The following is a 22279-nucleotide window of genomic DNA, read 5'->3' as shown; positions in this document are numbered from 1 at the left end:
GTAGTATGTATTATGCGACCGACACAAACAGACCTTCATCTGTCACTTTTAGAAGCTTCCAAACAGTTATCCACTCAAACTATCATGTTTCATCAGGCGATAGCCGGGCATCTTGGCCTTAACATTACAGATCATAAGTGCTTAGATTTGATTCTAAGCAGAGGAAGAGCCACTGCAGGACAGCTAGCAGAGTGGACCGGACTAACCACGGGTGCTATTACAAGCGTGCTAAATCGCTTAGAAAAAGCGGGCTATATCCGCCGGACGAAGGATCCTAACGATCTCAGAGTGGTCTATGCCGAGCCGCTCTATTCACAATTGCATACGATTAAAAAGGCATTCGCTCCGTTAAACGATGCCATGCTCGAACTCTACTCGAAGTACAGTCAAGAGGAGTTAGAGACCATACTCGATTACTTGATTCTCTCCTGTCACTCTCTTCGAAAGCTTACCGACGACCTTCGTAAACCGACTATAGAGTAATCAGTTAAGCCGATGTTGTTAGAACATCGGCCACCTGTACTAGCATGGTTGGGGCAAGTGTAATATTCTGGATTGAACGAATCCCCGCCTTCAATCGTGACAGTCCAATCCCATTTATCTTAATTATTAAGATAAATGGCGAAAAAATGACGTATTACCGTTACAAATTTAGAACTAGTTTTAGTCCTGGACTTGGCAGGCTATGCTGAAACCTATACCACTCTCGCACTGCAGCAAACTGTACGGAGGTTAACCCTTAAGGACAGCCTTCAAGCCAGCAGCTGTTTGCGGCTGCTCTTTCTTCATCGATTGACGCATGAAAAATTCAGCTACCTTCGGAACGTTGTCAACTTGAATGGAGAAATGAACACGGCAAGATTGATCCGAGATCGGCTCAATACGATAGCTTTCGCGAAACGATTGTTTTTCATCAGGAACTGTCTCCAGCGTCAACAATTGATCCTGAACAAGCTCGGTCACGATCATGTTTTTTTCGCTCTTGAAGCCTGAGTATTTTCCACTTTCGAAATACTTGGTCCCCAACTGAGCCGGTCCTTCAGGAGTAACTCGAGCCTCCATAATGCCTTTAATCCAGGAAGGTCGCCCTTTTAGATCAATGAGGCGTGAAAAAACGATAGATGCGGGATAATCATAGATTTCGGTATATTCAAATGTAAGCATAATTCTTATTTTCCTTTCCTTTTTGATGTAGTTGATTTAACGAAAAAGGATGGTCGACAGAGCATTGGTCAACACTTTTTCCATTTCTTCCTTATTCTCCTCAGTACCCGGTTTTCGCCATCCGATATACCCGTCAGGCCTCACGATGATAGCCCCTGTGGAAGTAATTCCGTATGCGTCAAGAAAATCGTTCCCGGGATTGTTGAAATCAGCATTATGCCCGCCAATCTGATAAATATCGATCGGGAGATGGAGTGTATCTTTAACATGTTGAGCAGCCTCCACCCAGTTTTGTCCGTTTGATCCAACGAGTAAGACGAATCGAGAACCAAATAGATCTAATGAAGAAATGCTATTGCCATCACGTTCGAGAACGATGTGCGCTGCGCGGGTTCCCGGCTGTCCCTTCCATAACTCGGGCGACTGTACAATCGGAAGGTTCTTTCCGTCCGCTTCCGGTACAAATGCGCCATCTTGATAACGATATCCCATATTGACATGCAGGGTGCTTACTGTAATCCCATCCGACCCTTCATGTTCGCGCTGCTGGGAAAGCGTGACTATCTGCTCTACCGTGTAATCTGCTACGGGGCGCCGTTCAGCATCGTATGTGGCAAGCAAATCCGAACCGGCTTCACCACGTAAGACAGCGGCCAGCTTCCAGGCAAGATTCTGCGCTTCAGCGATGCCGGTATTTCCTCCCAAACCGCCGCTTGGAGGTTGAACCCTTGCAGAATCGCCAACTAAAAAAATCCGTCCTTCTTGGAAACGATCAGCAACGCGACCGGCCATTTCCCAGGTTAGTACCTTTTTAATCGTAACAGGAATGTCAGGAATTCCGATTGCTGCTCGAACTAATGACATACAACGTTCTTCTGGATAATCCTCAATGGTTTCCTCTTCGGGATCATATATAACATCCAACCGATATATATGCGGTCTTCTGAGAGTTCCAGGGTACAGAACAAGACTTCCGCTTACAGTATCATTGGCGAAAAAACACATATGCGCGTTTTGGCTTCTGAACAACTCGTGAATTTCTGCATCAAAAACTATGCTGATCAGATGGAAGAGCGTACCTTCTCCGTGTTGGCCAATACCTAATTGTGTACGGATCCCGCTCTTACTCCCATCCGCGCCTACCATATACTTGGTTCGAACACGGTGCGTTTTGCCGCTGACTCGATCACGAATCATGGCCGAGATGCCATCCTCATCAGTTTCAAACTCGATCAACTCCGTATTGTAGCGCAAATCAACACCGGCTTTCTCGGCCTGTGCCCGTAGAACCGGTTCAAGCAGATCTTGTGCAATGCCGTTTCCTTCAACAGGACTAGTATCCGTAAAGTAGGCACTCATGTCTTCCATCAAGTTGTCAAATAATTGCCCAGCCAAGCTCTCTACAAACATGATGCCAAACTCCCGGGGAAAAGGGGGTTCTTCACGGCGAATCTCCTCCTCGATCCCTGCTGAACGGAATATTTCCATCGTTCGGGCGGTTAGACTCGAAACGCGCGGGTGAATAGCTGTTCCTGGATGACGCTCTACCACTAATGGCTTAATTCCCTGGCGAGCCAGGAAAATGGAAAATGACAGGCCCACCAGACTTCCTCCCACAACGAGGACAGGCACCGTTTCATCAAGTGATGAGGATTGATTTAATTGTTTATCCATTAAAAATACAACCTTTCGTATATAGGTTAGTTTTCTTTCTCGCGCAGCTCTTCCATGCTCCATTTCAATTTTTTAGCATCGATATCTGCGATGATGGATTGGATCCATTCCATTTCAGCCGCAAGCACTTTTTGTTGATATTCGGACTCAAGTAAAAATAAGCGCGGCAGGCCCAATGATGCTCCTTTCTGAAACTGATCTTCAAGATGTGCGAGTGTATTTTCAAGAGCGCTTAATCTTTGTTTGAAAAGCAATGCAACATCTTCAGGCGTTAATAATGCCAGAAAAGAAACGGCAGCAGGGAACTCTAAAAACTCCTGAGCCGGTGTAGAAATCATTTCCCGGATCCATGAATAGGCAGCATTTCGACCCAGGTCCGTGATTTCATAAACAATTAAATCGGGTCTCCCTTCATTCTTTTTCTTTTCTTGGATGGCAATGGCCTTGTCTCGATGCAAACGATCAATCGTTTGGTAAATACTCGTTCGATGACGAACGTTAATAACCTCATCTTTCCCCCTCTCTTTAATAAGCTGTTGCATACGATAAGGATGCATAGGCTCCTCAATAAGAAAACAAAGTATGGCTAAAGCGACAGGTGACTTTTTAATCATGTTGTTTTTCATAGTAATAATATTACTATTAATAATATGACGTGTCAAGATGGACACCACATATTTTTTGATAAGCGGAGCAGTAAGGATTTCGAGCAGCCGCGATATCAGCCAAGCACATGGTGCTCCGCGAGGGGGACCTGGTGTATTAGGACGCATTGAATCGGCTCGGCCGGGATTACGATGGGATCATTAGCGAATGGAAATAATCACGCGAGGGATCGGGGCAGACATTGTATGCCTGGATATCGAAACATTATCCGATTTCCGGAAGTTCAAAACGATCCAGCGACTTTGGGAAAGTCATGGAGGACCAGTTTTTAAATTTGCTTGCGCATGAGATAGAACAGAAGCGGAAGAAGAACCGACAGCGGTAAGCGGAAGGGATCGAGGTTGCCCGTATGGAAGGCCTCACAGCAGATCTTGACGTCAGGAGATTGGCTACCAAACATGAGTAAATAATCTACCGTACAAATCGAATAGCTTACCGAAAATCAATACAGTAACGTTAGAAGCCACCTTGTATGACGGAGCCAAAACGAATAAACAGCTGACAATAGCCTAATCCTTTCTGTACAATGACGGCGGATTAGGCTATTGTTGTTTGCAAAAAGGAATGATCCCAGCCCTTTGTGAGGACCTCGGGAGCATCTGCACTACCTATGTTAAAAGTACTTTATTTCGGTCTTGCAAGGCTTACTTGCATATTATTTTATCTGTCAGACGTTTTACCTCTTAACCTCATAATGCAATTCTACAAATTGATTAAACTTCCTTGTCCCTTGTAATAACAATTCTAAGTGATAATCCCCATTCTTAAACAAAGGAATCCCACTTCCAATGAGCGTTGGTGCGATAGTTATGATGAGCTCATCAACAGCATTCTCTTTTAGGAAGGAATATAGCAGTTCTCCTCCTCCAACCATCCAAATATTTTTCCCTTCCTGTTTTTTTAATTCATCTACAAAGTCCGGAATACTGGGACAAATAAATTTCACCTGCTCCGTATCATCAGCAATCGAAGACCTTGTAAACACATAAAAATTTTTATCAGAATACAGCCAGCTATTGTCACCCTCATGTTCCATAATCCAATCGTAAGTTGTTTTCCCCATTAAAACGGTATCAATCGTGTCAAAAAACTCAGAAGTGCCATTATCTCCTTCTCCCTCTACTTTAAACAACCATTCAAGTGACTCCTCTTTTGTCGCAATATACCCGTCTAAACTTGTTGCAATAAATAATACCACTTTCCGACTTTCAGTCATCAATCATTCTCCTTTCCGTTTCTACAGATTAAGTATAAAACATTAATATGACATCTCTTGTCATATAAAAAATAAATTTGCACTTCGAAAGAAGGTTAAAAGATTATGCGGGCTGATCGGTTACTCAACATAATGATATTGCTGCAAAATAGAGGGAAAATGACAGCCAAGGAGTTGCAAACAAACTTGAGGTTTCAGAAAGAACAATTCTAAGGGATATGGACGCCTTAAGTCATGCGAGAATACCGATTATTCGGATCGAGGGAAAGACGGAGATTGGCGTCTGTTAGATAATTTTCGCACTCACTTAAGCGGGTTGAACATTGGCGATGTCAAATCGCTCTTTCTTTTCCCTTCGGAAGAATTGCTGAAAGACTTAGGATTCAATAAACAAACATTGGATACGAGACAAAAAATTATTAGCCCATCCCAGAAACTTTTCAAGAAGAGGCACAAGTGAGCTGGGAAAGAATTCATATCTACTCAGGTACTTGGCGACAAACTAAGGAAAGCGTTCATGCACTTAAAACAGTCCAGCAAGCAGTGTGGGAAGGCAAAAGGCTAACAATCGTCTATAAACAGGCGAATGGAGAACTGCGTAATTACAGGGTATCACGCATACACACAGCAAAGATTGAAGATGAAACTTTTAGAGGGCCGCTGAAATGAACCTCCCCTCCTTAACCGATTAAAGATTGAATCAGCTAAGGAGGGGTTTCCGCTGGCGTGCACGGAATCCAGCTTTCGCCGGCGGTTCTGAGATAACGGCCGTTGCCCGGAGGGCTATCGCCGTTTGAAGTGGGGGACTTCTTTTAGAAGTTCGTTAAAGATTAAAATGAAACTGGCGTGTTTTAAAAGATTCGCCTCCCAATTTCTGATAAAATTGAACTGCATGTGCGTCAGCTTCCTCCGCTTGGACAAATAGTTCCTTTATTCCTTTTTGCCTGCAATCCACTAATAACTCAGAAACCAATCTACTGCCAATGCCGCTTCGCTGATGGATATTTTGAACTGCTAAATCATAAACATACATCACGGACCCAGCCTTATCATACGACATGAGCTCATAAGCAGTTATTCCCCCAATTACTTTAATTTTTGGGGCAATTGCTGGTAACAGTCTACAGATGGTTACAATAAAGTCGTTACATTAGGTTGTTCAACAATCGCGCCCATTAATGGAATAGTCTTTTCTGATATTAGCTGGTATAGTCGAACAAAAATCCTTAAAACATCTTTCTTACTGTAAGGTATTTAGCAATTATAATATTTCGATATACCCTTCAGTTCCATTTACTCTGATCCTTTGTCCATCCTTGATCAGCTTGGTGGCATTTTCTACACCGACAACTGAGGGCAAACCGTATTCACGTGCAATAACTGCTCCATGGGTCATCAATCCACCAACTTCAGTGACTAGGCCTTTTATGGATACAAACAATGGTGTCCAACTAGGATCAGTAAAAGAGGTAACTAATATATCTCCATCTTCTAAATCAGCATCTTCCATGTTTAAGATGACACGTGCTTTTCCCTCTATAACTCCGGAAGACACAGGTAGACCCACAATCGCATCAGCTGGGAGATTTTCTCGCTTGTACTGACCTGCAATGATTTCACCATCGGACGTGATCACACGCGGCGGAGTTAGTTTTTCAAATAATTTGTACTCGTCTTTTCGTTTGCTGATGATCCGGTCATCCAGTTTCTTTGTGAGGACGACTTCGCGAAGTTCTTCAAAAGTGAGATAGTAGATATCTTCTTTCTCATGAATCACGCCTGCTTGTACGAGTTGTTCGGCTTCTGTCAGCAAAGCCTGCTTATAAACGAAGTAGCGATTGACCATGGCGTATTTCGGATATTCCCTAAACCCGCTGAAATTCCGGATGAAGTCGATCCTTTGTTTGGTTTCTTTGGCTTTTTGTTCACCATCCGATAATAGCTTCAATCGATCCAATAACTCTTGTTCTTTTTTCAAAGCTTCCCGTCGCCCTTGCTCAAATTTCCGCTTGCCGGCATTCGGCTCAAAGTTTTTGATATTACTGAGAATAATGGGGACAAGTGTAGTCGGATTTTCGCTCCATCGGGTTCTCGTAATATCGATTTCTCCGGCACATCGCATTCCATATTTGTCGAGATAAGCACAGATCGCGTCTCGGGTTTCCTGTCCACCATCAAACTTCACCAGTTCATCCAAAAAGCGTTCGTCTTTTACATGTTGTAAATAATCAATGACTTTCGGATAAGGGCGAATCACATCTGCGACATCCAATAGCGCCAGACCCATCTCCGAAGTAATATTGTTTGGTACCGATTGAGACAGCGTGTCTGCTGCGTTTTTTTCACCTAACCACTCGTTCATCTTTTCATTAATCCATGATGATGCATCCATAGCAGCTATAATAACACCCAAACTTTGTGGGTCGGATAACATCTTCGTTAATTGCTGGATATCTTCTTGAATAAAATCGAATAAATCCGATCCCGATTTCGTTTGGATATTTTGTTTTAATGCCTCGATCGATGTTTGACTACGCTGAATCAAATCAGAAACGATTGTCGGATCGATTTCTGTGCTTGAGAACCCGCAGGCGGTATAGCTTCTTTGCTTTTAACGGCACTCTGTTCTTTTTTGTCATTTGGTAATGATTTTATAAAATCTCCTCGCTCGATGACGGTCATCAGTGCGTCTTTGATTAGCGGATCGGATTGTCCTAGGTTATTTAATACCATTTCTCTGCTAGCAGGTGAAGCCAGCATAGGTGTTACATCAACAAACAACCTTCCGCCAGCGTTACGCATGGGGGCACGAGTCGTTAACAGCCAAAAAGATAATCCCAATGGTTTCATGGGGTCGATCATCATTTGTTGATGACCAACAGATACATAGACGTGATTTTCCTGATCATTATCTTCAGGGATGGGGTATAAAGTCGTGATTGGCCGACTCTGGACAATGTAGAATGTATCTTGGGCCAAACACCATTCGATATCTTGCGGCTGGCCGAAATAAGCTTCGATCTGTCTGCCGATGCGTGCCAGTTGCAAAATTTGTTGGTCAGTCAAGGTCTGAGTCTTTTGCTGATCTGGATCGATCTCGTGTGTCTCTGTTCCGCCTTCTTTTCGTCCATAGATAGCCAATGTTTTAGTTGCGATTCTCTTCTCGACGATTTCCCCATCACGCACTTTATAACAATCGGGAGATACCAAGCCAGAGACGAGTGCTTCTCCAAGTCCAAAGCTAGCATCGATGGATAGCAGCTTTCGGTTAGAAGTAATCGGATCAGCGGTAAATAAAATCCCTGAAGACTGTGGAAAAACCATCCTTTGAATGACAACGGATAAATATACTTGACTATGGTCGAATCCATTTTGAATGCGGTAAATGACAGCACGATCCGTAAATAGGGATGCCCAACATTTGCTGATATGCTTCAATATTGCTTCTTTGCCAATGATATTTAAATAGGTGTTTTGCTGACCGGCAAAAGAAGCATGAGGTAAATCTTCAGCCGTTGCACTGGAACGCACTGCATATGCATGTTCATCGCCAAGTTGGGAGAGATAGTGAGCAACTCCGCCCGCAACATCAGAAGGAATTTCTGTTTCGATAATGGTTTGTCGAATCCTTCTGCTGATTTCACCAATTTGATCTCGATCTGTTGCATTTAGCATTGTCAGTTGGTCTAACAATGCATGGAAGGCTACATTTTGTTCAAGGGCTTTTTGATAGGCTTCTGTCGTAACACAAAAACCTTCTGGCACTTGTATTCCTTGAATTTTCAATAACTCCCCTAAGTTAACCCCTTTTCCCCCAACCACCATTTGTCTCGTTTTATCAATCTCTTGAAACTCTAGCACATATTTCTTCATTTCTTTCCCTCCTTTTATTGATTCGATAAATCATTTAACAAAAAAGCTCATCTGACCATGTTAAATGTCTCATCGAAGCTTCTACACCGCTGGATTAATACTAGCAGGTAAAAAAATTAAAAAAAGACTGAAAATTTTTGATTAATCATGATATAATTAAGTCAAGGAAAGGGACAGTTACTGATTATTTATCGTAACTGTCCCTTTTTTATGGACGGCACATCTTGGATCGTCAGCCAAGGCTTATAATTTCCTAATTCTCCTTGGCCACGGCCTTCTTTATAATATCGGTCAATTTTCTTTTCGGTCCAACCAGTTTGGCGTTTAGACATAACTACACCTCCGAAATTATTAATTTACTTTTCAAGTATGATATTCAGACGAGATTTTTCCTTGATGTCATTCCCGGTGTCATGAATTCCTCTCCTGTTAATTCAGATGCTATTTCGTCTATAAATTGAGTTGAGGCATTTTTAATAAACTCCGAATTCGGATGAAGTCCCTTTAGTTAGCCATTTACTAATTTCTTACTTTTAAAATCATTTTAATTTAAAATGGCTCTTCGGATTTTATGGTGGGATCCTACTTCTTTTCATTGTCGAGTAATTCCAGAGGGTTTATTTAGAAAACAAATGTTTAACTTAATATATTATTGGTTGCAAAGTTCATTTAAGTGGTGAGTAATAATTTGTTCCGTTTTTTCAATTGTGAATATATCCGGTCTTAATAGAGCATGTATGGATAAACCTTCAATGACGGCCGAAAGCCTTAATTTTTCTATTTTAATATTTATGTCTTTATTTACATAGCCTGCTTTTATCAATATTTCAAGCAGTGCCTCCATTAAAATATATTCTCCTTCAGTTAGTTCATCTTTTTTTTTATTCAAAGCTACACTTGTAAGTGAGCGAATGGCGAAAACTAGCCAAATGCAAGTTTCAGTTTGTTTATCCCGATCCACAGGAACTAATTCTAACAACGTTTCCTGTACCGCAATAAGAGGGTTTTTTGACCATGATTTATTCTCCGACCTTTCTTTCCCACGAACAAGAAAATATTCCATAATAAATAATAGTAATTCATCTTGGTTTGAGAAATAATGTCTTAGTGCTCCGGTAGACATTCCAGCTTCAGATGCAATTCTTCGGATAGATGCTTTTTCAATGCCTTCCGTTTCAATAATTTTCCAAGCTGTTTCAGCGATCATTTTTCTTTTGTGATCATTATCAACTATTTTCGGCACTCAAATCACCTCTTGCTTTTATTTCACACACTGTGTTATTATCATTTCATCACAGTGTGTGAAATAAATAAGGGGGGATGTTAAGGTTCTTGAAATCACTCATTGGAACATTAAAGCGGATGGACATTATCAAAGTGGTGAAATAGGACCTTCTTGAACAATTAAATCATTTGTAAGGTACATTAAACTTCCTTATTAACCGAATAAGTTTAATAAATGGTTTTATGAACAGTTTAGGGGATAAGGGAAGGAATCTTAGAAATGAAACGAAGATAGTCATGGGCAGTGCCTACTTTTTTCAGGGAAAGGAGATTGAAATAGATGGATCTTCATTACGAAATTAAAGGAAACGGAAAGCCGGTTATACTACTTCATAGTGGAGCTATGGATTCACGTGACTGGGAATTCATCACACCACATCTTTCAAAGTCGTTCAAAGTAATCACTCCTGATGTCCGGGGTGCAGGGAAGTCACCTGTTCCGAATAAACCCATTGATTATGTTGAGGATCTTAGAAAACTCTTGGACCATCTTAAAATTAAGAAAGGTGCCCTCGTTGGACATTCCCTAGGTGGACAAATTGCAACTGATTTTACTCTGACCTATCCAAAAAGGGTGTCTCAATTGGTATTGGTCGCTCCAGGCCTGTCGGGGTTTAAATTTTCTTCCGAACATGCGGAATTAGAGAGCCGAGTTTTTAAAGCTGCACCAGATGTCGAGAAAATGACTAATATAACATTAAGCGAGCCTTCCTGGAGTGTTTCTTTCGGAAAAGCATACGATTTATTGCGCGAAATGATGATACACAATATTCAAAAGACTTTTGATTGGAAAACATTCGAAACTGTTTCCTCCAATTCAGCGATGGAAAGATTGGGAGAAATTAAAACGAAGACACTTTTTATCATAGGCGAGAAGGACTCAGGAGATCTCTTTAAAATCGCACAATTATATAAGGAAGTTCCCAATATTAACTTTGTGCGTATACCTGGTGCTAATCACATCATCACTTTGACCCACCCTAAGGAAGTTTCCGACCATATCAGTCTTTTTTTGAGCTTACCAGAATGGTAATCAGAAATGACATCTTATCACCATAGACAAATAATTCTAAACCACTTGCGCCAAAACTAGCAAAATCTAAGGATTTCCATTCACCTAATTCTGTATTTTCATTAAGTATATCTATGATTTTTATATTTTCTTCATTGAAGTTTTTAAAATTTTTATCATACTCAATAAAATAGAGTGCCATGTTACCCCTGTTCCAGTCAATGAATCCATGGGGCTGTCTCCACCTAAAGAATATTGATAACTTATGACACCTTCACGTCTTTATATCAGTTGGTGAGAAATAAGTAATGGCTATTCTCAAACAGCATGACTAGAGCCAGTGGTACCACTGTTTCTTTTTTATACATTAAAAGAGATTAAAGGATTTCCTATTAATAAGGAGTGTTTATGAATGCTCGAAACTATCACGGTTTGCATGCTGTTGGAATAAAGAAAATTATTGAGGAAGCAAATGTAGCTACTATGACGTTATACAAAACCACTTTACATCGAAGGAACAACTAATCAAAGAGGTTCTTATGCAATGTGAAGACATTGCTTTCCAAATGATGCTTTTATTAGAAGGGCAACTTCGATGGCAGAAACCGTTGGATCTTAAAAAGCAGAAACATGCCATTCATATGTTGAAATCACTTTTAAAAACATGGGACAAGTAGGTGCAGGTCTATGTAAATATCGCACCTTACCAGAAAAGTCAGTCAATTATTAAGGAGGTGAAAATTAAGTCATATTATTACAAAAAGGAAGGTGAGGTTCAAGCGGAAAAAGTTAAAGAATATCGTGTTGTGGATTTAAAATAAAGTTTAACCGTTTTGAAAAAAGTTGCACTACAATAGATTGACTTTTAATTTAAGAGGAGGAACTTTGATGAAAAGAAAAATGATACGTAATCTGTCTTTAGCTTTAATAGCCCTAGTAGGAGTTTTCTCTTTAGTTTTTAGCTTTGAAGGTAGAACAAATGCAGCTAGTTTAACATCGAATCCAGATCAAGATCTAAAAGTTGACACAGTAGATGGAATAAAATATGCACCAGGTAAACATAAAAAAATTATTGGAATGGTAGTTGAAGCAACTGATCAAGGAGAAAAGGTACATGGCTTCTCAACTCCAGAAAAATATGAAGCATATCATCAAAAAGTTACAGAGCAATTATCTAGTCAGTCAATAGGTATAATGGCAAGACCAACTTATTTATATGAACATACTTCGGGTCATGGATATGGAAGATCATTAATTGCGTATCCTGGAACTCAGGTCACTTCTCTGAGTACTGCATGGGATAACAGAATATCTGCTGTATCCGTAGCTCCTGGTTCTTGGATTAGGCTCTATCAAAATCGTTATTATGGTGGTCGTTATTTAACTCTTGTAAGTTATCCAAACAAATACTTTACCACCAATTTAACTTCTTGGGGAATGTCTGGTACTACTTCTTGGAACGACCAAGTCTCATCTTATCGAGTTAGATGAGAAAAATGGTAACGTCCACGAAAAAAAGGGAATCTTAAAACAACCATTCAACATTTCTGTGTTTGGATGGTATCATAAACTCACAGTCCTAATTATTGATCTTAGTTCAACAAACAGGCTACTTTGTGAATAATCAGTCACCTAAAACTTCTAGAGTAAATTATTATTTGTTTATTTAACCAGAGCAAAGAGGAATATGAAGTTTAGAAAAACCTGGGACATTATGCATCATGATCGAAAGGGTTTAATGTCCTTCTATAAGCCTAATTTCTCAATTTTAATGTTGAGAAATTAGGCTTTTATATTTACTTAATGCAAAATAGCGTTTAAATGGTGTGCAATATATCTCCTAAAGTGACATTCTAATGTTCCTGGTCCACCTGGTAAAGCGACAAAGCCATCTGCAAGCTCTGCCATTTTAGCCTTTCTCTCAAGCATAGATTCGACAACTATCAGCTTGGATAATCTTTTATGCGATATTTCTCTCTGCTCTAAAAAACTAGGCATAATTCCAATAACTTGTCTACCTTCATCTAAGACAGCATCCGCAACTGCTCCCATAACACCAACACTTGCTCCACAGTGTTCGCATGATGTGGCTAGTTCAGGGTTACGAACTAAGCTATCGCACGATTAATCGCTTTCGTTCTAATCCCCTCATTGAGAATATTCTACAGGAAAGTTTTGTAAGAATGATGAGAAGATTGACATTTACACGATATTAAAGAGAGTTTTATTTATACCGGAAAAACTTATCATAATCATCAATTTGATTCGGACTTATTCCAGTTTTATTAATAGCTTCTTGTTGAAATGAATTATTGCAACTTTTACATATATAGTATTTATTTTCTCCTTTTTTGATTTTATAATATTGTGAATCAGAATGATTAATCGTAAATTTATTTTTGCAGAAAAAACATATAGTATCCAACATATTTTCACACTTCCTATCAGATTTTTATTGAAAAGTAACTATTTTTTAAACCTATGATTCAAAATGTGAATTTTTCATCTAATTTACTGCCATTCTAAAATAATTTATTTTTAACTTCAACAATTTGTTACAAGCTTATCCGTGAACCTCCCCTCCTTAACCGATTAAAGATCGAATCGGCTAAGGAGGGGTTTCCGCTGGCGTGCACGGAATCCAGTTTTCGCCGGCGGTTCTGAGAAAACGGCCGTTGCCCGGAGGGCTATCGCCGTTTGAAGTGGGGGACTTCTTTTAGAAGTTCGTTAAAGATTAAAATGAAACTGGCGTGTTTTAAAAGATTCGCCTCCCAATTTCTGATAAAATTGAACTGCATGTGCGTCAGCTTCCTCCGCTTGGACAAATAGTTCCTTTATTCCTTTTTGCCTGCAATCCGCTAATAACTCTGAAACCAATCTACTGCCAATCCCGCTTCGCTGATGGATATTTTGAACTGCTAAATCATAAACATACATCACAGATCCAGGCTTATCATATGACATGAGCTCATAAGCAGTTATTCCACCAATAACCTCATGATGATGAAAAGCGACCAAACATACAAAACTTGGATTGTTCAGCAATCGTCTGATATTCTCCTTATTTACGTCATTTTCAGTCTCAAAAACATCATTGAATAACAAGACTAAATCATGAAAATCCTTTTCATTGCCAGACTGTAACTTTTTGTAGGTAACATATTTATTATTCATTTGTTTCTCCTCATACTTTATTTTTAAAATAGAGTTTAAAAAAAATTGTACCGATATTCATAGGGAAATAAAAGGGGTTCACTGATTGATTATTGGAAATATTCTTTTCACACGATCAAGATGCAGAACGTTTTCCGTCCATTTTATTTGTATAATAGGTAGTGAATCCAATAATAAGCGGAACAAAAACAACGATTGGGATGACCCATACGACCAGACTTACGGATTCAACGTGAAGAAGCCTCGGCGCACCAAATACAGTAAATGCAGTTACGGTAGCAATACAGCACGTCAGCATACCTATAATATGTTCTACTATCCAATGCGACCTTCTAGTCGGAGATGACAACCAATATTGCAGTTGAGCCCCTCCCAAGAACACACCTACAATAGGAAAAAACTTCAATAAGGGAAAATCTATTTTCCAACCATATATACTAATGGCGATACCAGAGATAAGTAATAGTATCGGCAGCAATAGATCCATTGCTTTTCTATGTCCTATTCTGCGCGTTTTATAACGAAGGACACGTAAACCATACCATACAGCCCCACCACTTAAAATAGCAATAAAAATCAGAAACCAAGAAAAGGGAACATCATCTGCATCAAATGACGAATCCCACGCAAGACGATAAATCCCCATATATAATGCTGAAACGGACACAATGCTCATCGCAACTACATATATCCAGCCACTGCGTCGATGAACCTTTCTCCCCTTTCTCGTAACGATTGGAATCCAAAACACAAATAATGCCAAGAAGCCCCCTATAATATGGGACCACCGAGCAGCCATAAAAATATATTCCACAAGTCCCCACCTCCCTGCACCATAATTTTTTTAAATCTAAATCTGTTCCAATATACGTAAAGGAATAATAAAAAATATCACAGATCTATTTTGTAAATGTTCTTCGTCTTCTTTAACGAAAATCGGAATGATATCAAACGAGCTCTAAGATTGCTTTATTAGTTTTAATGTAACATATATGCCACTGAAATTTGTTCGTTCCATTAAATTTTTTTCAAAAGAGATGCAAAATAAAATTACGAAATGGTTCACTTTCTTCTTGCTCATACAGAAAAGTCCTTCTTCCATTCAAGTGTCTTCATTGGACCGGCCTATTGCAAAAAGTCGAATAAACAGCAAAATCTCCACAACGCCTTTTAGGGACACAGCAATGGCCATAATCTTCATCCAAAGAATTAAATCCGGCTGATAGATTGTTAGGACATGCCAGATGAGTACGACATCTGTTACAGTCATTCCAAAAATGGCGACAGGGCATATAAAATGTAGCGCGAAAACTAGAATGAAGCGCCAAATTGCAGCGGCCAAATTCGATTAAGAGCGCTAATGTCTAAAATTTCGGGGTTAATCCGACCTGAAATCCCTTATCATAAAGGAATTTCAGGGTCTGATAATAAAAATATTGGAGAGTCTTAATCCCCACAATACAAATTTAACTTACAAAACTATCTAGAAATTTACTTGCTTCACTATTAAACTTCCACATTACACCAAATTTATCGATTAACATTCCAAAACTAGCTGACCATGGAGTAGAAGATAACGGCATGATCACAGTACCACCTTCTGATAGCTTTTCGAAAATTTGTTTATTCATCTCTGGATCAGCATCAATGATACTAATTAAGAGAGCATTTCCCTTTATGACTTCGCCAGTCACAGCTTGCATAGAGGGCAGAACATCAGAGAGCATTAAAACATTCCCTGAAAACTCAATACGAGATTCCATAATCATGTTTTGCTCCTCTTCTGTTAATGGAGCATTTGGGTCTTGATCAAAAGCACCAAATCTCACTTTTTTTACGCTTGTTGCTTGTAACGCCTTTTTATAAAAGGCTAACGCTTCTTCTGCTTTTCCATCAAATTGTAGATACGTTATTGCTTTCATCATTTATTTCCTCCTTTTCATATTTGCAGTATAATAGCACATAGGTGACATATGTATGTCGTATATAGGAGGAAAATATGAAAAAAATTGAGAGACTTATCTCGATCGTGATGATCTTATTACAAAAAGAGGTTGTTTCGGCATCAGAATTTAGTCGACTTTTTCATGTAACAAGACGAACTATTCAGCGTGATATGGAAACACTAAGTTATGCAAACATCCCTATTTATGCCAAATATGGTGTTGAAGGCGGATACACACTGATGGAAGAGTATAAATTCGATAAACGATTATTAAATAACAAAGATATTGAAAATATACTCGTAGCTTTAGGGGGTTTTGAGCAACTGATTACGAATCAAGAAATTCAAACGACTATTCAAAAAATCAAAGGAATGACCAGCACAGATATAGCTCCAAAACTTGATTTATCTTTTTATGATTGGGCAGGGAGAAGTCAAATTAAAGAAGATATTTTATTTATCAAACAAGCCATTGAAAATAATTGGTTATTAAAGTTTGAGTATGTAGACCAAAAAGGAAACATAACATATAGAGTCGTAGAACCCTATATGATGTATGTAAGTGAAATGCATTGGTATCTTTATGGTTATAGTTTAGAACGGGAAGATTATCGAACATTTAAAGTGACGAGGATAGCAAATATCCAAAAAGACGGTTTTTTTGTTCCAAGACCTGATAAAGTTTTGGAAGAAGAAAAGCAACATAATAAACAGTCAAATTTGGTTAGTGTACAGCTATTGATAGATGTTGTTGTAAGAGATCAATTTATCGAGAGATACGGAAAAAATGTCGTAACAAAAGTGACTCCAAGAAGTTATCTTGCGACTATTGAATTACCTGAGAATCAATTTGCCTACCAGTTTTTAGCGGGATTCGGCAATAAAGTTAAAATTATAAAGCCAAAAAGCTTTATTGCTAAATATTTGAATATTTTGGAGGAGACAGTGAAACTTTACAAATAAAATGTTCACCGTTTGGTATCTCTCTTTAGTATGGGTATCCTGATTTCAAATCTCTTTCTCTGTCTCCCATCAAAACCTTTTTATTATACGCTCCCCTATTTTCACTATGATATCAGCCTCTTGAGCTGACTCCTTAGGATAGTCTCGACACATTCCATTATTGAAGCATTGTGCAAAAGAATCATCTGCACATACGGACGGAATCGCTGCACACGGATCAAACGATGGGTTCCTCAACACTTCGTAGGGTCGCATCATATCATGGTCTTCATGCTCAAGCATATGGCAATGCCATGGGTAGATTCCAGTGTAAGGGCCAAAACGGGCAATGATCCGTGTGACCATTCCCGGGTCAACACGTACTGTGTCTTTCCAGCCACGTTCATTTGGTAGAGGTGGGATTCGATCTCCTATTACCAACGGTTCTTTTGGATTTTCTGGATGAAGGGGATTTCCACTAAACTTCGCTTGGTCTAGGATTTGAAAATGGACGAGATGCAGGTGAATCGGGTGCGAATCGTTAGTCATATTGTAAAACTCCCAAATTTCAATTTTGCCGTTGGAAGGCGTCTCTGTAATAGGCTGCTCCCCCCACATCATTTTATTGAGCAATTGGAATGGACGACCATACTCATCCGTATCCTCATCTAATGTGTTCACTCGAGTATAAGTAGATTCTATGGGATTTAATATTTCCATACAGCTTAGTTTCGCGGGAATTATACTAGAATCAGCAATTTCCTGATGTTCGTTAACTCGAAACTCCATAATTTGTGAGGTATCGGCTGTTGGAGCATCACCACTGCCCCCCGGGAATGGTGCATTCGCACTATTGGTAAGAATAATTTGTTCTCCCTTACTTTTAGAAAAGTCAATAATAATATCGGCACGCTCTGCAGGCGAAAGCAGAATCGTATTTACTTCGACTGGAGACCCTAGTAAGCCGCCGTCTGTACCAATTTGAATAAATTGTTGTCCATTGTTTAACCGTAGCTCATAAAAACGAGCATTTGATCCATTTAGGATGCGAAAACGGTATTTACGAGGTTCTACTTCAAGATAGGGCCAAACTTTGCCATTGACTAGAATTGTATCACCAAAAAACTCTGGCACAATAGAGGGATTGGGCATAGGCGGCGAATTGGGTGCAGTTGCTGGTGGTTTATCTGGTTTAGCAGGATAATAGAGCTCTCCGTTAGGATAAAAAGACTTGTCTTGAATCAGCAAAGGGATTTCATAATCCCCGCTTGGCAGATTCAACTCCTCTTCTTGCTGATCACGAATTATATAAAACCCGGATAATCCGGCATATACATTCAAACGAGTGATTCCCAGGGCATGGTCATGATACCAAAGAGTTGCAGAACGCTGACAATTTGGATAATAGTAGATCTCTTTAACAAAATTTGGACCTTTTTTTCCAAAGTCACGTGTGAACCATGCATCGGGTGACCCGTCATTTTCAGGTCGATTACGCCCCCCATGTAAATGAACAACCGTACGGACGGAAGGTTGGTCAGTTCCAGCACCCATAAGGCTTCGATCAACAGGTAAGAGATGCTCAAATGGAAGCTTATTCTTCCATTTCACATAGATCGGCTGATTCCTGATCGCTTCAAATGTTGGACCAGGATAGATACCGTTATATCCCCAAACAGTCGTTGGCGGCAAATCACGATGCAGCTTCTGCTTTATCTGTCGCATGGACACTTCAAAATAGGGAACTCCTTGATATGTCCCAATTGGTTTATGCGTTGGAATTATCGGCAATTTATCGACAAACTTTGTTAAAGACATGACGACCAGCCCCTTTACACATTTCTATATATAGAATGCAGAAAGACTGTTCAGTGTGTGGAAAATTTATTGGAACATAATGATTATTTTCTATGCATGAAATCTCGCAACATATCACCTCTTGGTGGAACTTCCTGATACACAACACGGGTGACCAGTCCGTCTTTTTCCAGCTCTTTGAGTTGTTGCGTTGGTACAGCTTGCGTTAAATTCGGGCATTAAACGTCTTAATTCCCCAAAGCGTTTTGTCCCCTTTTCTATGCGACTTCCATTTACCATTTTATCTTTCGGAATTTGGCAATAATCAAACTAATCCCTCTTTCATTTCATTTTTTTAAAAGGTGCAACTAAACATAAGCTAGTTGGATATAAAAATTTAAACATCCTATTGGATAGTATCTTGCCTATTGGAAAGGGAAATGGAGAGAAAAAAAGAAAATAAACCAACCAAGGTAATAACTCCTGCAAACCAACTTAGTGAGGTATAAGAATAATGATTGCTGATGATTAATCCTCCCATTGCTGATCCTAAAGCAATACCTAATTGCATGAAAGATGTATTCACCGCAATAATCATATCCGCTAATTTTGGAGCCAAAGATCTAAGATATGTTTGATTCGCGGGAGTCGTTGCCCAGCCGGAAGCACTCCATACCATCATGATCAAAAATAAAAAAATAGGATGTTCCCCAACCAGCGGAAGTAAAAAGAATGTAAGTACCCTACTACCTATCGTTACAAATAACGTCTTCTTAACACCCCACTTATCTACGCTATAACCACCTATATAACTTCCTAGAATACCAAATATGCCTAAAACAAAGAATGCGATGGTAATTTTTCCCATATTAAAACTAGCCAGATGATGCAAGAAGGGTGTGAAATACGTATACAGAGAAAATTGGCCAATAAATACGAACGCACTCACCAATTGCCCCATAACCATTGCGGGTTTTCGTAAGATAGAAAACTGTGTTTTTAGCGGTACTGGATCCTCTCCTTTTACTTTCTGAGTAAATAGCCAAATTCCAAACACAGGAAGAAGAGTAACAAGTGCCACAAAAGTGAACGTCATTCTCCATCCAAATGCTTCTCCTACAACTGTTCCTAGAGGTACCCCTAAAACCAATGAAGAGCTAAATCCCATAACCGTTGTCCCGATTGCTTTCCCTGCTTTTTCGGGAGGGACTAGTTTGGCAGCAAATGCAATGGAAGATACGCTAAATATCCCGGCACTAATGGCTGCAATCATTCTTGAGATCATAAGAAAGATATAATTTGGACTAATGGCTGCAATGACGTTACTGAGGATAAAAGCGAATAACGAAAGTAATAACAGCTTTTTCCTCTCTATGCGGGAGGTTAACGAAATGAGAATAGGTGTACCTATTGCATAAATAACAGCATAAATGGTCACGAGCTGTCCCGTAGTTGCGACCGAAACTCCGAGGTCAGTGATATCAGTTTCAACACTCCAGCAAAAACTAATTCAACTGTCCCAACAACAAACATTCCTATAGCAAGCATCAAAATGCCCAGATTCGTTTTAGAATCAATCCTTTTGTTGTTTTCCACAATATCTCTCCTTTTTTGACCATTCGGTCTAATATAATCGCAAAAACCCCAGTGAAAAATGGTTATTATAGACTGATCGGTCTAAAATAATCATAAATAAGAAAAGGGTCAGCAAAAGGTTAATCTAAGACCGAGAGTGTAATTTTAACAATATCATTTAAAACAACGGGATCTGAAGTGGATTTAGATGCAATAAACAAACTATATCGAGCATGGTTCAAGAATCGGGCAAGTGCCATAAGATCATTGTGCCGCTCACTTAATTCACCTTCTTTTTGTGCGCGGATTAATGCCCGATAAAATGCAGACACTTCATTCTCCATGTTCGTTTCAACCAATCTCGAAATTTCCTGATCATGTGGCGCCAGTTCTACTGCCGTATTGATCATAAAGCATCCTTTTTTTCGTTCTTCGTCAATGAGAAATTTTACTAAATCGTAAAAAACAAACATGATGGATTCCTTTGGCGAGTCATATCTTTCAAGCGCGTCATTTAGATACGTTATCTTCTGATCCGCATAATGTTTTAAAGAGGCTAAAAATAAGTCGTGTTTATTTCCATAGGTATCATACATACTTTGCTTTGCAATTCCCAAATATTTCAGTAGTTCTTGAAGAGAAGTACCCTCATAACCCCGATACCAAAAGAATTCCATTGCTTTACTGAGAACCTTTGCTTCATCAAATTCTTTATGTCGTGCCATGTGCCTTTTCCCCCTTTCTTTTAAAAGAATAACATTTTCAGAATGAATGGTCAAAAATTATAAGGATTGCAACTTTTACATATATAATATTTATTTTCTCCTTTTTTGATTTTATAATATTGTGAATCAGAATGATTAATCGTAAATTTATTTTTGCAGAAAAAACATATAGTATCCAACATATTTTCACACTTCCTATCAGATTTTTATTGAAAAGTAACTATTTTTTAAACCTATGATTAAAAATGTGAATTTTTCATCTAATTTACTGCCATTCTAAAATAATTTATTTTTAACTTAGTTACAAGCTTATCCGTGAACTGTATTTTTACTAAAAATATGACGGCTATGCCTGTAATGGAAGGAAAAGCTGTAATATACTAAAGCCTACTTCATGCAACTGTTCAACAAAATGCCCCTTTGAAGTGCATCTCGTTATAACACAAATGGACTATAACTTCAGATACATGATCAATTAACTCAATTTACTTTCATCGCAGAGTGTTTCTAAATGATAACGGATTACTTCCTTCACCTTTTCTGGAGAGTAGACATCAGGTCTTAACAGAGCATGAATGGACAATCCATCAATTAATGCCGCTAGCCTACTTTTTTCTAATTTTACATTAGTTGAATCAGATAAAATCCCTTGTAGGACTAATATCTCGATCATTGAATTTGCTAATTCATACATACCGTTAGTCATTTCATCTTTTTTTTCTTTTAATGTATCACTTGTAAGTGACTGAAGTGCAAGGATCCACCAAACGCTCGTTTCGATTTTCTTTTCTTCATCAATTGGTACAAGCTCCAATAAAACTTCTGCGACTGCCTGCAATGGATTGTCTGACCAACTTTTACTTTGAGAACGTTTTTTCCCTTCTTCCAGATAATAATCCATGATAAATAATAACATTTCATCCTTAGTTGAAAAATAATGTCTTAACGCTCCAGCAGACATGCCTGCTTCAATAGCAACTCTTCTTATAGATGCCTTTTCGATTCCCTCTTCCTTAATAATACTCCAAGCGGCCTCAGCAATTGACTTCCTCTTTTTTTCATGATTAACAATCCTTGGCATGAAAAATCACTTCCTCTTTTTAGCACAGTGTGTTATTATGTTTTTAATACGATGTGTTATTTAAATTATAACATAATATACTCTCGGCATTCCAAACGAGTAAATTCCTGAATTCCCAAAAATTTACTGGAAATGGAGTGTAATCTGATGA

The 22279-nt window shown here is 39.0% G+C and carries 20 protein-coding genes and 3 pseudogenes; 5 read left to right on the top strand and 18 right to left on the bottom strand.

The window, feature by feature from the left end; genetic code table 11:
• Nucleotides 1-12 precede the first annotated feature (12 nt).
• Nucleotides 13-483, top strand: coding sequence for a MarR family winged helix-turn-helix transcriptional regulator (locus AB1L08_RS09510; protein WP_413064417.1), 471 nt, complete (start codon nt 13-15; stop codon nt 481-483).
• Between the two features lie 249 nt (nt 484-732).
• Here AB1L08_RS09510 and AB1L08_RS09505 read toward each other — a convergent pair whose 3' ends face one another.
• The 4 genes from AB1L08_RS09505 to AB1L08_RS09490 all read right to left on the bottom strand — a co-directional run bounded on the left by AB1L08_RS09505 (nt 733) and on the right by AB1L08_RS09490 (nt 4720).
• Nucleotides 733-1164 (bottom strand): SRPBCC family protein, encoded by a 432-nt coding sequence (locus tag AB1L08_RS09505; RefSeq protein ID WP_413064416.1) that lies wholly within the window; start codon nt 1162-1164, stop codon nt 733-735.
• Nucleotides 1165-1200: 36 nt separating this feature from the next.
• Nucleotides 1201-2838 carry an FAD-dependent monooxygenase gene (locus AB1L08_RS09500; protein WP_413064415.1) on the bottom strand — a complete coding sequence of 546 codons (1638 nt, stop codon included), beginning with the start codon at nt 2836-2838 and terminating at the stop codon, nt 1201-1203.
• A 26-nt stretch (nt 2839-2864) separates the two neighbouring features.
• Nucleotides 2865-3500 (bottom strand): PadR family transcriptional regulator, encoded by a 636-nt coding sequence (locus AB1L08_RS09495; RefSeq protein WP_413064414.1) that lies wholly within the window; start codon nt 3498-3500, stop codon nt 2865-2867.
• Nucleotides 3501-4180: 680 nt separating this feature from the next.
• On the bottom strand, nt 4181-4720 hold the full coding sequence (locus tag AB1L08_RS09490; protein WP_413064413.1) for a dihydrofolate reductase family protein: 540 nt from the start codon (nt 4718-4720) through the stop codon (nt 4181-4183).
• 218 nt (nt 4721-4938) lie between these two features.
• Between AB1L08_RS09490 and AB1L08_RS09485 the strand changes: the two genes are divergently transcribed.
• Nucleotides 4939-5010 carry a hypothetical protein gene (locus AB1L08_RS09485; RefSeq protein ID WP_235870412.1) on the top strand — a complete coding sequence of 24 codons (72 nt, stop codon included), beginning with the start codon at nt 4939-4941 and terminating at the stop codon, nt 5008-5010.
• A gap of 533 nt (nt 5011-5543) precedes the next feature.
• Here AB1L08_RS09485 and AB1L08_RS09480 read toward each other — a convergent pair.
• The 4 genes and pseudogenes from AB1L08_RS09480 to AB1L08_RS09465 all read right to left on the bottom strand — a co-directional run bounded on the left by AB1L08_RS09480 (nt 5544) and on the right by AB1L08_RS09465 (nt 9836).
• Entirely contained in the window at nt 5544-5807 is a 264-nt protein-coding gene (locus AB1L08_RS09480) for a GNAT family N-acetyltransferase (RefSeq protein ID WP_283903081.1), read from the bottom strand.
• Nucleotides 5808-5981: 174 nt separating this feature from the next.
• Nucleotides 5982-8593 (bottom strand): annotated as a pseudogene (ppsA, locus tag AB1L08_RS09475) (phosphoenolpyruvate synthase).
• 212 nt (nt 8594-8805) lie between these two features.
• Nucleotides 8806-8925: pseudogene (locus AB1L08_RS09470) on the bottom strand (TnsA endonuclease N-terminal domain-containing protein); the annotation flags it as partial.
• Between the two features lie 317 nt (nt 8926-9242).
• Complete coding sequence (locus AB1L08_RS09465; RefSeq protein ID WP_120075554.1) at nt 9243-9836, bottom strand: TetR/AcrR family transcriptional regulator; 594 nt, start codon at nt 9834-9836, stop codon at nt 9243-9245.
• Nucleotides 9837-10157: 321 nt separating this feature from the next.
• Here AB1L08_RS09465 and AB1L08_RS09460 point away from each other — a divergent pair, with 321 nt between their 5' ends.
• Nucleotides 10158-10910 carry an alpha/beta fold hydrolase gene (locus tag AB1L08_RS09460; protein ID WP_413064412.1) on the top strand — a complete coding sequence of 251 codons (753 nt, stop codon included), beginning with the start codon at nt 10158-10160 and terminating at the stop codon, nt 10908-10910.
• Here AB1L08_RS09460 and AB1L08_RS09455 read toward each other — a convergent pair.
• Nucleotides 10879-11091, bottom strand: coding sequence for a hypothetical protein (locus AB1L08_RS09455; RefSeq protein ID WP_158323961.1), 213 nt, complete (start codon nt 11089-11091; stop codon nt 10879-10881). The two genes, AB1L08_RS09460 and AB1L08_RS09455, sit on opposite strands and share 32 nt — an antisense overlap.
• A 686-nt stretch (nt 11092-11777) precedes the next feature.
• On the opposite strand from AB1L08_RS09455, the gene AB1L08_RS09450 reads away from it, so the two are divergent.
• The gene (locus AB1L08_RS09450; protein WP_413064411.1) at nt 11778-12380 is read left to right on the top strand and encodes a hypothetical protein; all 603 of its coding nucleotides are present in this window, start codon (nt 11778-11780) and stop codon (nt 12378-12380) included.
• Between the two features lie 351 nt (nt 12381-12731).
• Here AB1L08_RS09450 and AB1L08_RS09445 read toward each other — a convergent pair.
• The 4 genes and pseudogenes from AB1L08_RS09445 to AB1L08_RS09430 all read right to left on the bottom strand — a co-directional run.
• A pseudogene (locus tag AB1L08_RS09445) lies at nt 12732-12959 on the bottom strand (LOG family protein); the annotation flags it as partial.
• A gap of 657 nt (nt 12960-13616) precedes the next feature.
• Nucleotides 13617-14063 (bottom strand): GNAT family N-acetyltransferase, encoded by a 447-nt coding sequence (locus AB1L08_RS09440; protein ID WP_413064410.1) that lies wholly within the window; start codon nt 14061-14063, stop codon nt 13617-13619.
• 115 nt (nt 14064-14178) lie between these two features.
• Nucleotides 14179-14826 (bottom strand): DUF2306 domain-containing protein, encoded by a 648-nt coding sequence (locus AB1L08_RS09435; protein ID WP_413064409.1) that lies wholly within the window; start codon nt 14824-14826, stop codon nt 14179-14181.
• Nucleotides 14827-15529: 703 nt separating this feature from the next.
• The gene (locus AB1L08_RS09430; protein WP_120075926.1) at nt 15530-15985 is read right to left on the bottom strand and encodes a VOC family protein; all 456 of its coding nucleotides are present in this window, start codon (nt 15983-15985) and stop codon (nt 15530-15532) included.
• A gap of 77 nt (nt 15986-16062) precedes the next feature.
• Here AB1L08_RS09430 and AB1L08_RS09425 point away from each other — a divergent pair, with 77 nt between their 5' ends.
• Entirely contained in the window at nt 16063-16971 is a 909-nt protein-coding gene (locus AB1L08_RS09425; protein WP_120075918.1) for a helix-turn-helix transcriptional regulator, read from the top strand.
• A gap of 69 nt (nt 16972-17040) precedes the next feature.
• Here AB1L08_RS09425 and AB1L08_RS09420 read toward each other — a convergent pair whose 3' ends face one another.
• From AB1L08_RS09420 to AB1L08_RS09400, 5 genes are all read right to left on the bottom strand, one after another.
• Nucleotides 17041-18768, bottom strand: coding sequence for a multicopper oxidase family protein (locus AB1L08_RS09420; protein WP_120075920.1), 1728 nt, complete (start codon nt 18766-18768; stop codon nt 17041-17043).
• An 83-nt stretch (nt 18769-18851) separates the two neighbouring features.
• Nucleotides 18852-18941, bottom strand: coding sequence for a hypothetical protein (locus AB1L08_RS09415; protein WP_373284649.1), 90 nt, complete (start codon nt 18939-18941; stop codon nt 18852-18854).
• A 212-nt stretch (nt 18942-19153) separates the two neighbouring features.
• Nucleotides 19154-20227, bottom strand: a complete 1074-nt coding sequence (locus tag AB1L08_RS09410) for an MFS transporter (protein ID WP_413064441.1) — start codon at nt 20225-20227, stop codon at nt 19154-19156.
• 235 nt (nt 20228-20462) lie between these two features.
• A complete protein-coding gene (locus AB1L08_RS09405; RefSeq protein ID WP_120075924.1) occupies nt 20463-21047 on the bottom strand; it encodes a TetR/AcrR family transcriptional regulator in 585 nt (194 codons plus the stop codon).
• Between the two features lie 475 nt (nt 21048-21522).
• Nucleotides 21523-22128, bottom strand: a complete 606-nt coding sequence (locus AB1L08_RS09400) for a TetR/AcrR family transcriptional regulator (RefSeq protein ID WP_221835865.1) — start codon at nt 22126-22128, stop codon at nt 21523-21525.
• Between the last annotated feature and the right edge of the window lie 151 nt (nt 22129-22279).

It is taken from the genome of Siminovitchia jepli, from assembly GCF_047228825.1.
GTDB lineage: Bacteria > Bacillota > Bacilli > Bacillales > Bacillaceae_C > Siminovitchia.
This window is presented reverse-complemented; position numbering and strand designations above follow the sequence as displayed.

Excerpts from the sequence above, each read along its gene's own strand:
- AB1L08_RS09510 (WP_413064417.1), top strand. The coding sequence starts at position 13 with ATGCGACCGACACAAACAGACCTTCATCTGTCACTTTTAGAAGCTTCC.
- AB1L08_RS09505 (WP_413064416.1), bottom strand. The coding sequence starts at position 1,164 with ATGCTTACATTTGAATATACCGAAATCTATGATTATCCCGCATCTATC.
- AB1L08_RS09500 (WP_413064415.1), bottom strand. The coding sequence starts at position 2,838 with ATGGATAAACAATTAAATCAATCCTCATCACTTGATGAAACGGTGCCT.
- AB1L08_RS09490 (WP_413064413.1), bottom strand. The coding sequence starts at position 4,720 with ATGACTGAAAGTCGGAAAGTGGTATTATTTATTGCAACAAGTTTAGAC.
- AB1L08_RS09460 (WP_413064412.1), top strand. The coding sequence starts at position 10,158 with ATGGATCTTCATTACGAAATTAAAGGAAACGGAAAGCCGGTTATACTA.
- AB1L08_RS09455 (WP_158323961.1), bottom strand. The coding sequence starts at position 11,091 with ATGGCACTCTATTTTATTGAGTATGATAAAAATTTTAAAAACTTCAAT.
- AB1L08_RS09450 (WP_413064411.1), top strand. The coding sequence starts at position 11,778 with ATGAAAAGAAAAATGATACGTAATCTGTCTTTAGCTTTAATAGCCCTA.
- AB1L08_RS09440 (WP_413064410.1), bottom strand. The coding sequence starts at position 14,063 with ATGAATAATAAATATGTTACCTACAAAAAGTTACAGTCTGGCAATGAA.
- AB1L08_RS09430 (WP_120075926.1), bottom strand. The coding sequence starts at position 15,985 with ATGAAAGCAATAACGTATCTACAATTTGATGGAAAAGCAGAAGAAGCG.
- AB1L08_RS09425 (WP_120075918.1), top strand. The coding sequence starts at position 16,063 with ATGAAAAAAATTGAGAGACTTATCTCGATCGTGATGATCTTATTACAA.
- AB1L08_RS09420 (WP_120075920.1), bottom strand. The coding sequence starts at position 18,768 with ATGTCTTTAACAAAGTTTGTCGATAAATTGCCGATAATTCCAACGCAT.
- AB1L08_RS09405 (WP_120075924.1), bottom strand. The coding sequence starts at position 21,047 with ATGGCACGACATAAAGAATTTGATGAAGCAAAGGTTCTCAGTAAAGCA.
- AB1L08_RS09400 (WP_221835865.1), bottom strand. The coding sequence starts at position 22,128 with ATGCCAAGGATTGTTAATCATGAAAAAAAGAGGAAGTCAATTGCTGAG.